The following is a 12,534-nucleotide window of genomic DNA, read 5'->3' as shown; positions in this document are numbered from 1 at the left end:
CTTGTTGTTAGAGGTGAATTAGCTATGAACAATGAGGAGCTACAAAAGCTTGTCAGTAGAATATCATTAGAAAGTTTCCAGAAGTCATTTATGCATCAAGCATATTTTAATCCAAGATTACGTTCAACAGGCGGACGATATCTTTTACAATCGCACAATATAGAAATTAATCCAAAAGCGTGTGAATTGTATGGAATTAGTGAAGTAGAGGGAATTGTTCGACACGAATTATGCCATTATCATTTACATTTAGAAGGTAAGGGGTATCAACATCGTGACAAAGATTTTCGAGAGCTATTAAAAAAAGTAGGTGCACCTCGTTTTTGTTCAACATTGCAGATACCAAAAACTACACAGAAAAAGCAACGTCGTCTCTATACATATACATGTGTAAAATGCCAACAAATATATGTAAGGAAAATTAGAATGAATGTGGAGAAATACTGCTGTAGTAAGTGTTTAGGCCGCTTAAAACTAGTTGAATAAAAAAACTTGATAAAAAGGGTTGACGTTTACATGATATGTCCCTATAATAGTAAAAGTCGACAAGATAACGACGACAAAAACATATGAATTATTCCGAAGTAGCTCAGTTGGTAGTAGCACCTGACTGTTAATCAGGTTGTCGCAGGTTCGAGTCCTGCCTTCGGAGCCATGGCCCCTTGGTCAAGTGGTTAAGACACCGCCCTTTCACGGCGGTAACACGGGTTCGAATCCCGTAGGGGTCATTTCATTAATTTTTATTATGTAAATATGCAAAAAAGGTCCCGTGGTGTAGCGGTTAACATGCCTGCCTGTCACGCAGGAGATCGCCGGTTCGATCCCGGTCGGGACCGCCACTTATTGGGGTATAGCCAAGCGGTAAGGCAACGGATTTTGATTCCGTCATGCCTAGGTTCGAATCCTAGTACCCCAGCCATTCATTCTTAATTTGAGCCATTAGCTCAGTTGGTAGAGCATCTGACTTTTAATCAGAGGGTCGAAGGTTCGAGTCCTTCATGGCTCATCTTTTTAAGAAAAAAGTTGACTTTTATGATTATTATATTATAATAAGAAAGCTGCTATTTGAATGCGGTCGTGGCGGAATGGCAGACGCGCTAGGTTGAGGGCCTAGTGGGGGCAACCCCGTGGAGGTTCAAGTCCTCTCGGCCGCACCAAGTCGATTTACTAATATATGCGCCCGTAGCTCAATTGGATAGAGCGTCTGACTACGGATCAGAAGGTTATGGGTTCGACTCCTGTCGGGCGCGCCATTTATATAAATATTATTTCTTGCGGGTGTAGTTTAATGGTAAAACCTCAGCCTTCCAAGCTGATGTCGTGAGTTCGATTCTCATCACCCGCTCCAAAAAAACTTTTTAAAAACTTGTTGACATTCAATTTTTTATGTTGTATGATATAAAAGTCGTCATTACAAGATGATATGAACCTTGAAAACTGAACAAGCAAAACGTAATCAATAAAGTTTTTAGTAGCTAACCTTGAGTTAGTGAACGAAGCGGAATTTTGGACATCAAACATGATGCCAGCAAAACAATTTGAGCTAATCAAATTTCTTTTTATGGAGAGTTTGATCCTGGCTCAGGACGAACGCTGGCGGCGTGCCTAATACATGCAAGTCGAGCGAACAGAGAAGGAGCTTGCTCCTTTGACGTTAGCGGCGGACGGGTGAGTAACACGTGGGCAACCTACCTTATAGTTTGGGATAACTCCGGGAAACCGGGGCTAATACCGAATAATCTGTTTTACCTCATGGTGAAACACTGAAAGACGGTTTCGGCTGTCGCTATAAGATGGGCCCGCGGCGCATTAGCTAGTTGGTGAGGTAACGGCTCACCAAGGCGACGATGCGTAGCCGACCTGAGAGGGTGATCGGCCACACTGGGACTGAGACACGGCCCAGACTCCTACGGGAGGCAGCAGTAGGGAATCTTCCACAATGGGCGAAAGCCTGATGGAGCAACGCCGCGTGAGTGAAGAAGGTTTTCGGATCGTAAAACTCTGTTGTAAGGGAAGAACAAGTACAGTAGTAACTGGCTGTACCTTGACGGTACCTTATTAGAAAGCCACGGCTAACTACGTGCCAGCAGCCGCGGTAATACGTAGGTGGCAAGCGTTGTCCGGAATTATTGGGCGTAAAGCGCGCGCAGGCGGTCCTTTAAGTCTGATGTGAAAGCCCACGGCTCAACCGTGGAGGGTCATTGGAAACTGGGGGACTTGAGTGCAGAAGAGGAAAGTGGAATTCCAAGTGTAGCGGTGAAATGCGTAGAGATTTGGAGGAACACCAGTGGCGAAGGCGACTTTCTGGTCTGTAACTGACGCTGAGGCGCGAAAGCGTGGGGAGCAAACAGGATTAGATACCCTGGTAGTCCACGCCGTAAACGATGAGTGCTAAGTGTTAGGGGGTTTCCGCCCCTTAGTGCTGCAGCTAACGCATTAAGCACTCCGCCTGGGGAGTACGGTCGCAAGACTGAAACTCAAAGGAATTGACGGGGGCCCGCACAAGCGGTGGAGCATGTGGTTTAATTCGAAGCAACGCGAAGAACCTTACCAGGTCTTGACATCCCGTTGACCACTGTAGAGATATGGTTTTCCCTTCGGGGACAACGGTGACAGGTGGTGCATGGTTGTCGTCAGCTCGTGTCGTGAGATGTTGGGTTAAGTCCCGCAACGAGCGCAACCCTTGATCTTAGTTGCCATCATTTAGTTGGGCACTCTAAGGTGACTGCCGGTGACAAACCGGAGGAAGGTGGGGATGACGTCAAATCATCATGCCCCTTATGACCTGGGCTACACACGTGCTACAATGGACGATACAAACGGTTGCCAACTCGCGAGAGGGAGCTAATCCGATAAAGTCGTTCTCAGTTCGGATTGTAGGCTGCAACTCGCCTACATGAAGCCGGAATCGCTAGTAATCGCGGATCAGCATGCCGCGGTGAATACGTTCCCGGGCCTTGTACACACCGCCCGTCACACCACGAGAGTTTGTAACACCCGAAGTCGGTGGGGTAACCTTTTGGAGCCAGCCGCCGAAGGTGGGATAGATGATTGGGGTGAAGTCGTAACAAGGTAGCCGTATCGGAAGGTGCGGCTGGATCACCTCCTTTCTAAGGATATTTTCGGAATACAAACCTAGGGTTTGTAAGATTACGTTTTGCGTTCAGTTTTGAAGGTTCATTCTTACGAATGAAACACTTCAAAACTTGTTCTTTGAAAACTGGATAAAACGACATTGAAATTGTAACAAACACATTTATTTTTTAAGTTTTTTTATAGGCTTAGTAATTTAAGAAGGTTTCAAGACACGAGTAGTTCTAGGAAGCAATCAAGAGAAGGAAGGAGCGTACCTTTGTACGTGACTGACTGAACGAGTGAAGCTGACGACGAAATACGATGTGTATTGAAAGCTGTAGGTTAAGTTATTAAGGGCGCACGGCGAATGCCTTGGCACTAGGAGCCGAAGAAGGACGGCACTAACACCGATATGCTTCGGGGAGCTGTAAGTGAGCTTTGATCCGGAGATTTCCGAATGGGGGAACCCACTACGTTTAATCGCGTAGTATCTTGACGTGAATTCATAGCGTCTTGAAGGCAGACCCAGGGAACTGAAACATCTAAGTACCTGGAGGAAGAGAAAGAAAAATCGATTCCCTGAGTAGCGGCGAGCGAAACGGGAAGAGCCCAAACCAAGAGGCTTGCCTCTTGGGGTTGTAGGACACTCTATACGGAGTTACAAAAGAGCGAGTTAGATGAAGCGACTTGGAAAGGTCCGCCAGAGCAGGTAAAAGCCCTGTAGTCGAAAGTTCGTTCTCTCCTGAGTGGATCCTGAGTACGGCGGAACACGTGAAATTCCGTCGGAATCCGGGAGGACCATCTCCCAAGGCTAAATACTACCTAGTGACCGATAGTGAACCAGTACCGTGAGGGAAAGGTGAAAAGCACCCCGGAAGGGGAGTGAAAGAGATCCTGAAACCGTGTGCCTACAAGTAGTTAGAGCCCGTTAATGGGTGATAGCGTGCCTTTTGTAGAATGAACCGGCGAGTTACGATTACGTGCGAGGTTAAGCTTTAGAAGGCGGAGCCGCAGCGAAAGCGAGTCTGAATAGGGCGAATTAGTACGTGGTCGTAGACCCGAAACCAGGTGATCTACCCATGTCCAGGGTGAAGGTGAGGTAACACTTACTGGAGGCCCGAACCCACGCACGTTGAAAAGTGCGGGGATGAGGTGTGGGTAGCGGAGAAATTCCAATCGAACTTGGAGATAGCTGGTTCTCTCCGAAATAGCTTTAGGGCTAGCCTCGTGATGAGAATACTGGAGGTAGAGCACTGTTTGGACTAGGGGGCCATCCCGGTTTACCGAATTCAGACAAACTCCGAATGCCAGATATTTATACACGGGAGTCAGACTGCGAGTGATAAGATCCGTAGTCAAAAGGGAAACAGCCCAGACCACCAGCTAAGGTCCCAAAGTAATCGTTAAGTGGAAAAGGATGTGGCGTTGCACAGACAACCAGGATGTTGGCTTAGAAGCAGCCATCATTTAAAGAGTGCGTAATAGCTCACTGGTCGAGTGACGCTGCGCCGAAAATGTATCGGGGCTAAACGATTCACCGAAGCTGTGGATTGACATCTATGATGTCAGTGGTAGGAGAGCGTTCTAAGTGCGTTGAAGTCAGATCGGAAGGACTGGTGGAGCGCTTAGAAGTGAGAATGCCGGTATGAGTAGCGAAAGACGGGTGAGAATCCCGTCCACCGTATGACTAAGGTTTCCTGAGGAAGGCTCGTCCGCTCAGGGTTAGTCGGGACCTAAGCCGAGGCCGATAGGCGTAGGCGATGGACAACAGGTTGATATTCCTGTACCACCTCCTCACCGTTTGAGAAATGGGGGGACGCAGTAGGATAGGGTAAGCGCGCCGTTGGTTGTGCGCGTCCAAGCAGTAAGGCGTGTGTGTAGGCAAATCCGCACACTGTAACGTTGAGCTGTGATGGCGAGTCCGTATGGACGAAGTTCCTGATTTCACACTGCCAAGAAAAGCCTCTATCGAGGTGAGAGGTGCCCGTACCGCAAACCGACACAGGTAGTCGAGGAGAGAATCCTAAGGTGTGCGAGAGAACTCTCGTTAAGGAACTCGGCAAAATGACCCCGTAACTTCGGGAGAAGGGGTGCTCTTGAGCGTGCAAGCGCATGAGAGCCGCAGTGAATAGGCCCAGGCGACTGTTTAGCAAAAACACAGGTCTCTGCAAAACCGTAAGGTGACGTATAGGGGCTGACGCCTGCCCGGTGCTGGAAGGTTAAGAGGAGTGGTTAGCGCAAGCGAAGCTGCGAATTGAAGCCCCAGTAAACGGCGGCCGTAACTATAACGGTCCTAAGGTAGCGAAATTCCTTGTCGGGTAAGTTCCGACCCGCACGAAAGGCGTAACGATCTGGGCACTGTCTCAACGAGAGACTCGGTGAAATTATAGTACCTGTGAAGATGCAGGTTACCCGCGACAGGACGGAAAGACCCCGTGGAGCTTTACTGTAGCCTGATATTGAATTTTGGTACAACTTGTACAGGATAGGTAGGAGCCAGAGATCTCGGAGCGCCAGCTTCGAAGGAGGCGTCGGTGGGATACTACCCTGGTTGTATTGAAATTCTAACCCATGCCCCTTAGCGGGGTAGGAGACAGTGTCAGGCGGACAGTTTGACTGGGGCGGTCGCCTCCTAAAAGGTAACGGAGGCGCCCAAAGGTTCCCTCAGAATGGTTGGAAATCATTCGTAGAGTGTAAAGGCACAAGGGAGCTTGACTGCGAGACCTACAAGTCGAGCAGGGTCGAAAGACGGGCTTAGTGATCCGGTGGTTCCGCATGGAAGGGCCATCGCTCAACGGATAAAAGCTACCCCGGGGATAACAGGCTTATCTCCCCCAAGAGTCCACATCGACGGGGAGGTTTGGCACCTCGATGTCGGCTCATCGCATCCTGGGGCTGTAGTCGGTCCCAAGGGTTGGGCTGTTCGCCCATTAAAGCGGTACGCGAGCTGGGTTCAGAACGTCGTGAGACAGTTCGGTCCCTATCCGTCGTGGGCGTAGGAAATTTGAGAGGAGCTGTCCTTAGTACGAGAGGACCGGGATGGACACACCGCTGGTGTACCAGTTGTCTTGCCAAAGGCATCGCTGGGTAGCTATGTGTGGACGGGATAAGTGCTGAAAGCATCTAAGCATGAAGCCCCCCTCAAGATGAGATTTCCCATTACGCAAGTAAGTAAGATCCCTCAAAGACGATGAGGTAGATAGGTTCGAGGTGGAAGTGTGGTGACACATGGAGCTGACGAATACTAATCGATCGAGGACTTAACCACAATGTTTGAAACATTCAATGCACCGTTTATCCAGTTTTGAAAGAACAATTCTTTCATAAAGGGTTTCAAGATACGACGTATATTGAAAGCCATAAAGAGCTTCAAGACACAAGTAGTACAAGGAAGCAAACGAGTGAATGAGGGAGCGTACCTCCGTACGTGACCGATTGAGCGAGAGAAGCTGACGCAGTAATACGCCGTGTATTGAAGGTCGACAATAGTCTAGTGATGATGGCAAAGAGGTCACACCCGTTCCCATACCGAACACGGAAGTTAAGCTCTTTAGCGCCGATGGTAGTTGGGGGCTTCCCCCTGTGAGAGTAGGACGTCGCTAGGCAAGATGACAGTCAGCCGTGTGCTGGCTGTTTTTTTATCGTTAAAGAAACTTGCCAGATGTAAACGAGCACATTAGCGCATTTGTTCTGGAATTAGTGATAAAGCAATAAAAAGAGCAACTACAAACTATTCAAAATGTTGTAGTTGCTCTTTTTCTATTTATTATGTTTATGTTTGTTACTGTACTCAATCCAGAAATCAGCGTTTTCAATACCTACTTCTCGCGGATCAAAAATCGGATCGAGCCCGGCTTTCTTTTGCCGGTCGTAATCACGCAAAACTTTCAAAGCTGGTTTTGTTAATAAGACAATGGCAATAAAGTTCAAATAACTCATACTGCCGAATCCAATATCTCCAAGACCCCACATCAAACTAACAGATTGGACACTTCCAATATAAACTACAATTAAGAAGACCAATTTTAAAACTAATTTTAATACTGGGTATTGCAGTTTTTTATCTAAATATACGATAGTCGTTTCTGCGATATAGTAGTAAGCCATTAAAGTTGTAAAGGCAAAAAGGAAAATGGCTATAGCCACGAAACAACTACCAAAATCATTAAACACAGTAGAGACTGCGGCTTGTGTATAAGCAGTACCTGCCACAACGCCAGGGATGTTTTCAACTAGGGGCGTTGTTGCTCCTGGAGGTGTCACATTATACATACCTGTAATTAAAATCATTAGAGCAGTTGCTGTACACACGATAATAGTATCAATGTAAATCGAGAAACCTTGTACTAATCCTTGTTTAGCCGGATGGGATACTTCAGCAGCTGCAGAACTGAATGTTGCTTCACCAGCTCCAGCAACATTTGAAAATACTGAGCGTCTTACACCCCAAGCGATGGCAGTACCAATTATACCTCCAAATATTTCGTGCGTACCAAATGCGCTTGTAAAGATTAATTTAATCATATTAGGAATTTCACTTGCATGAGCACCTAAAATAATAAGTGTTAAAAGAACGTAAGCAAGCGCCATGATAGGCACAATTTTATCGGCAACACGAGCAATACGTTTAACACCACCAAAAATGATTAGTCCTAAAAGGGCAACAATCACTATACCTGTTATATATGGAGGAATATTAAATGCTGTACTAAATGAAGTGGCAATTGTATTTGCTTGAATACCGGGTACTAAAATTCCATAAGAAATACAAATAACAAGTGCAACAAAAATAGCGAAACCTTTAAGTTTTAGACCTTTTTCAATATAAAACGGTGATCCACCACGATATTGATCATCTGCTTTTTCTTTATAAACCTGTGCTAGTGTGGATTCAATGAAAGCGCTTGCACCTCCAAGGAACGCCATGACACACATCCAAAAAACTGCGCCTGGTCCACCTGCTGCAATAGCTGTAGCGACCCCTGCGATATTACCGACCCCGACACGTCCAGATAATGCCATACAAAAAGCTTGGAAAGATGATATCCCTTCATTTGATTCTTTTCGTTCACGCAACAATCGTATCATCTCTGGAATATAACGAAATTGTACAGCTCTAGTCAGAACAGTGAAATACAAACCTACACCTAATGCTAAATAAACGAGTGCATTTCCCCAAATGTAATCGACTAACGTATTAACGATTGCTTCCACATCATTTCCCCCTCGAACAACGAATTCTTTTTTCATTTTCATAAATGCCTTGCGTTCTGAGCATTTTCCCTAAGAATGTATAATTCCATTTCCTACTAAGAAAAATCCACATATCGCCTTACTACATAGCTGTCGTTAGAGATTACACAAGCTTACATTTATGAGTTAAAGATAATAGTTAAAAAATACCCCCCTTCAAAATTTCCCTCCCTTATAATTCTTAATGCATTTTTTGTGCCATAAAAAAGGCTCTTCAGCAAAATATGTACTTGAATGAACACTTCACTTCGGGAGCGCTTTTCACGGGCGTATAATAACCCTATAAAAAATAAAAATCCTTTTCTCTGTAGTGTGAGAAAAGGATTTTTTTTCTTCAGTTTGTAGTATTGTTTACGCTGACTCGAATGCTTGCAGCGTGTAAATGTAACACAAGGTAATAGTCTAATTTTTAAATGTTATACACTTTTTTGTTTTGTCTAAAATACTGACAGTTTTATTTGGTGACTTTTGGATATGACTCTATCCAAATTTTTTTCAATTGTTGGCGACCTGCTAAAACTTCTGGATGGAATTGAATATGTGCGTTTGCTCTTGTTGTCTCGACATCTTCAATAGCGCGTTGAATTTCTTGCTTTGTAGTGCCAGTGTCTAATTTATGTGCGATTGTAAGCGCAGCAACTTTCCCTTGTGCTAACGCAACTTTTGCTCCTTCAATACCTGTAATATTACCTGCAACATGTAGTCCCTCTAAGTTGGTTTCCATTTGCTCATTATGTAACGGGATGAATCCACCTAATTGTTCAATATAATGGAATGGACAACCTGCTAAAGAAGCAAGCTCTGCTAAAGGATATAATCCGCCGGCGATACAAACGAAATCTGCTTTAATGCGTTTTTCACTGCCGGGAATGATGGAGCCGTCAGTATTTACTGTTGCAATGATTACACCTTCTACTTGATCTTTGCCAACAATTTCAACGACTGCTTTTCGTAACATAATTGGAATATCCCACATTTTTACTCCGTTTTTTGGATAGAAGGTAATGCCTAACTTTTTCATAAATTCATTTTTCATAAACTTACTGCCGATTTTAACAAGGGGAGAGGGGGCCATATGAGATACATGTAGTAGTGAATTCATGACCTCTAGAGGGTTTCCGCTATCCTCTGTTAATAAGTTAGTAGCGGGTAATGTGATAGCTGCTACTTGAACGCCTGCAATTTGTAATTCCATTGCGATGGCTGAGGAAAGTACGTTAACGCCAATAATGACCCCACGTTTGCCAGGCTTTACACGATGTACATTTGTCATTACTTGTGCAGCTCCTACAGACATTACGCCAGGAAGTGTCCATCCTGGAATTGGGAATGGAGATTCAGCGGCACCTGTAGCTAACAGAAGCTGCCTTGTACGAAATACACCTTTATTTGTATGGACGATCCACTCTTGCTCAATTTTTTCTAAATCTGAAACGCTCGTTTGTAGTAAAAGTTCGACATTGAGAGCTTTTGCACGTTCCAATAAACGCTCGGATTCTACAATGCCATTCCACCATTTCCCTGGGCTTTCTTCATATAATTGTCCAAGTAAGCGTCCTCCTGCATATAAGTATTCATCAATGACAAGAACAGCTATATTTTTTTCTGCTAATGTAATAGCGGCAGATAGCCCAGCAGGACCAGCACCAATAATAATCACTTTATTTTCCATTGTTTTTCCTCCAGTCACGGACCGACGTAGGAAGTGTTTTACCACTTTTCACAACCATGCCTTCAGAGACAGGTGTTATACATGCGCGTTCTCCTTCTAAGCCGTTAACATTGACGCGACATTCAAAGCAGTGGCCAATATTACAGTAGATGCCACGGGGGTGACCTGTTTCTTCATGGACACGTAAGGTGCGAATACCATTTGCAAGTAGGGCAGCTGCTAAGGGTTCACCTTTGTATCCCTCATATTCTTGGTCATCAAAAGTGAAAGACACTTTTTCCTTTGAAGGTAAAACTCCTAAAACAGGGTGGGTCAAAATACGTTCAGTCATTATTTAACCTCCCCTAGGTCGGCAAACCGCACAGGACGAATGGGTGCCTGATATTTTAATGAAATTTCGCAGTCTGGTCGTGGGTGATGTTTGTGTGCGATTTGATCGACCATTGTACGACAAGTACGACCACCACAATAGCCCATACCTGCCCGTGTTCGTAGCTTAAGTTCACGAGCAGAGCAATTATTTTCAGATGCTACTTGTACGAGTTCATCGTAGCTAACTTCTTCACAACGACATACAATCATAGATTTATTTTGCATAACTACACCCCTAAGTAAGGAATTTTATTTACATAGTAGTTACTGCAAAAACTGTGCCATGAAGTGTTTTTAGAAGTACATTAATGGCTTGATGCAAATTGAAAGAAAAGTGTATAAAAATATTGACACTTATTTTAAAAAATTAGACATCGATGTTTAATTTTTTTAATCGATTGTATAATGTTGCCCGAGTAATGCCTAAATTTTTGGCACATATTTTTTTATTGCCGTTTACTAAAGCAAGTTGCTCTAAAATAATTTCACGTTCATAATGCTCGAGTTGATTGCTTAGTTCCGTTCCTTGTGGAAAATCCTTTCGTGCGTCAAGCTTTTCGCTTTTTGGAACGGCTGCTAAAATATCTGCAGGTAAATCTTCTATATGAATTGCCCCTTCATCAGAAAAAACAACGAGGCGTTCTATAACATTACCTAGTTCACGAACATTTCCTGGCCATTGATACTGCAAAAGAATCTGTGCAATTTCAGGTGGAATTCCTTGAATAGGCCGATTATATTTAATGGATTTTTCATATAAGAAGTAGTTACTAATCTCCAAAATATCTGAAGCACGTTCTCGTAGTGGTGGCACCGTGAAATTTACGACATTTAAACGATAATATAAGTCTTCTCTGAATTTCCCTTCTTCCACCAATTGCTTCAGATCCCTGTTAGTAGCGGCTACTAAATTAAAATCGACATCCATTTCTTTTGTGCCGCCTACTGCATAAAATGTTTTTTCCTGTAGCAATCGTAAAATCTTTACCTGCATATCTAAAGGCATTTCTCCAATTTCATCTAAAAACAGTGTACCTCCTCGTGCAAGCTCCACTTTTCCTTTTTTTCCTTTTTGATGTGCTCCAGAAAAGGCTCCTTTTTCATAACCAAAAATCTCACTTTCGAATAAGCCACTTGGAATGGCTCCACAGTTGATAGCTACAAATGGTGCATCTGGTTTTTCACGGATTGCGTGGACTGCACGTGCGAAAAGCTCTTTCCCGACGCCACTTTCTCCATAGATTAAAATATTTGCCTCGGTTTTTGCGACCTTTTTTACTTTTTCGAGCACCTTTTTCAGAGTGGGGCTATTACCGCGAATAAGTGTAAATGGGTCATAGGCTAAGCCGTTCGTATTCATCTGTTTCTCTAAATTCAATAATTTTTCAGAAGTAATATGAAGCTCTTCGTTTAATTTTTTTACATGGGTAATATCAGTTTCGGCAACGACTGCGCCTATCGTTTGATCGTTTAACATAACAGGGTTGGAATTAATCATTACAACTAGATCTTCACGCGGAAAATGCTGTTGTTGATAAACGGATTTTCCATGCTGCAATGTATGTAAAATTTCAAGTTGATCTTCCTTAAAGAAATCTGTGATTGGCTTTCCAATAATATTTTCCCCAGATACAGAAAAAATACTTTCCGCTCCTTTAGTCCAATAAATCACGTTTTGATGACGATCAATGACAGTACACGATTCATTAATCGTTTCTAAGATGGTGTTTAAATAAGCGTTTATACACTCTAATTCATATGCGAGATCGTACATCAAGGAATCTTTCGATAAATATCCTATATATTGTTTTGTTTCATCACGTATAAGTAAGAATTCATATTCCTCCAAATAATCAAGTGCTGTTTTGATTGGGCAATCCATGCGGACAATTTGACAGGCTATATAGTCAAAATCACTTTTTCTTTTCCCTCGTTTCACTGCATAAGGTTTATCATTTTCAATGACAAAGTACTGTATCTTGTCATCGTTAAGTATAGTCACAACATTCTCTATTGGGATAAAAGCCAAATTCCGTTTTAACATTTTATTCATAATTAAATGGTATGGATGCAAAATAAGGCCCCCTTCATGAATCATTCGTCCAATTTTTTCGAATAATATAAATAATTTTGACACATACTACATAGTTTATCAAACAAAT

The 12,534-nt window shown here is 43.6% G+C and carries 6 protein-coding genes, 8 tRNA genes and 3 rRNA genes; 12 read left to right on the top strand and 5 right to left on the bottom strand.

All coding sequences use genetic code 11. The annotated features are described in order from the left end of the window. Positions 1–24: 24 nt before the first annotated feature. The 12 genes from QUF91_RS25410 to rrf all read left to right on the top strand — a co-directional run bounded on the left by QUF91_RS25410 (position 25) and on the right by rrf (position 6,680). Entirely contained in the window at positions 25–486 is a 462-nt protein-coding gene (locus QUF91_RS25410) for a SprT family protein (protein WP_285399960.1), read from the top strand. Positions 487–578: 92 nt separating this feature from the next. Next, positions 579–655 (top strand) — tRNA-Asn (locus tag QUF91_RS25405). Between the two features lies 1 nt (position 656). Then, a tRNA-Glu gene (locus QUF91_RS25400) sits at positions 657–728 on the top strand. A 35-nt stretch (positions 729–763) separates the two neighbouring features. Then, positions 764–839, top strand: a tRNA-Asp gene (locus tag QUF91_RS25395). Positions 840–844: 5 nt separating this feature from the next. After that, a tRNA-Gln gene (locus tag QUF91_RS25390) sits at positions 845–919 on the top strand. A 14-nt stretch (positions 920–933) separates the two neighbouring features. Next, positions 934–1,006 (top strand) — tRNA-Lys (locus tag QUF91_RS25385). A 65-nt stretch (positions 1,007–1,071) separates the two neighbouring features. Further along, positions 1,072–1,157 (top strand) — tRNA-Leu (locus QUF91_RS25380). 19 nt (positions 1,158–1,176) lie between these two features. Then, positions 1,177–1,253, top strand: a tRNA-Arg gene (locus tag QUF91_RS25375). A 21-nt stretch (positions 1,254–1,274) separates the two neighbouring features. Further along, positions 1,275–1,348: transfer RNA gene (locus tag QUF91_RS25370), tRNA-Gly, on the top strand. Between the two features lie 210 nt (positions 1,349–1,558). Continuing rightward, positions 1,559–3,110: ribosomal RNA gene (locus tag QUF91_RS25365) — 16S ribosomal RNA — on the top strand. A 305-nt stretch (positions 3,111–3,415) separates the two neighbouring features. Further along, a 23S ribosomal RNA gene (locus QUF91_RS25360) occupies positions 3,416–6,343 on the top strand. Positions 6,344–6,564: 221 nt separating this feature from the next. Beyond that, a 5S ribosomal RNA gene (gene rrf / locus QUF91_RS25355) occupies positions 6,565–6,680 on the top strand. The 16S, 23S and 5S rRNA genes sit together here with 8 tRNA genes alongside, the layout of an rRNA operon. A 154-nt stretch (positions 6,681–6,834) precedes the next feature. Here rrf and QUF91_RS25350 read toward each other — a convergent pair. The 5 genes from QUF91_RS25350 to QUF91_RS25330 all read right to left on the bottom strand — a co-directional run bounded on the left by QUF91_RS25350 (position 6,835) and on the right by QUF91_RS25330 (position 12,446). Next, positions 6,835–8,289, bottom strand: coding sequence for an alanine/glycine:cation symporter family protein (locus QUF91_RS25350; RefSeq protein ID WP_289419764.1), 1,455 nt, complete (start codon positions 8,287–8,289; stop codon positions 6,835–6,837). 493 nt (positions 8,290–8,782) lie between these two features. Next, on the bottom strand, positions 8,783–10,000 hold the full coding sequence (locus QUF91_RS25345; protein WP_289419763.1) for an NAD(P)/FAD-dependent oxidoreductase: 1,218 nt from the start codon (positions 9,998–10,000) through the stop codon (positions 8,783–8,785). Further along, positions 9,990–10,331, bottom strand: a complete 342-nt coding sequence (locus QUF91_RS25340; RefSeq protein WP_289419762.1) for a (2Fe-2S)-binding protein — start codon at positions 10,329–10,331, stop codon at positions 9,990–9,992. Before QUF91_RS25340 ends, QUF91_RS25345 begins: the two co-directional genes overlap by 11 nt. Then, positions 10,331–10,597 carry a (2Fe-2S)-binding protein gene (locus tag QUF91_RS25335; RefSeq protein WP_289419761.1) on the bottom strand — a complete coding sequence of 89 codons (267 nt, stop codon included), beginning with the start codon at positions 10,595–10,597 and terminating at the stop codon, positions 10,331–10,333. The genes QUF91_RS25340 and QUF91_RS25335 overlap by 1 nt, the downstream gene beginning before the upstream one ends. A 142-nt stretch (positions 10,598–10,739) precedes the next feature. Continuing rightward, on the bottom strand, positions 10,740–12,446 hold the full coding sequence (locus QUF91_RS25330) for a sigma-54 interaction domain-containing protein (protein WP_289419760.1): 1,707 nt from the start codon (positions 12,444–12,446) through the stop codon (positions 10,740–10,742). Positions 12,447–12,534 lie beyond the last annotated feature (88 nt).

This window comes from Lysinibacillus sp. G4S2, assembly GCF_030348505.1.
In the GTDB taxonomy this organism is placed as follows: domain Bacteria; phylum Bacillota; class Bacilli; order Bacillales_A; family Planococcaceae; genus Lysinibacillus.
Note: the sequence above shows the minus strand (reverse complement) of the source record. Positions and strands in the feature narration are given on the sequence as shown.

Excerpts from the sequence above, each read along its gene's own strand:
- QUF91_RS25410 (WP_285399960.1), top strand. The coding sequence starts at position 25 with ATGAACAATGAGGAGCTACAAAAGCTTGTCAGTAGAATATCATTAGAA.
- QUF91_RS25335 (WP_289419761.1), bottom strand. The coding sequence starts at position 10,597 with ATGCAAAATAAATCTATGATTGTATGTCGTTGTGAAGAAGTTAGCTAC.
- QUF91_RS25345 (WP_289419763.1), bottom strand. The coding sequence starts at position 10,000 with ATGGAAAATAAAGTGATTATTATTGGTGCTGGTCCTGCTGGGCTATCT.
- QUF91_RS25340 (WP_289419762.1), bottom strand. The coding sequence starts at position 10,331 with ATGACTGAACGTATTTTGACCCACCCTGTTTTAGGAGTTTTACCTTCA.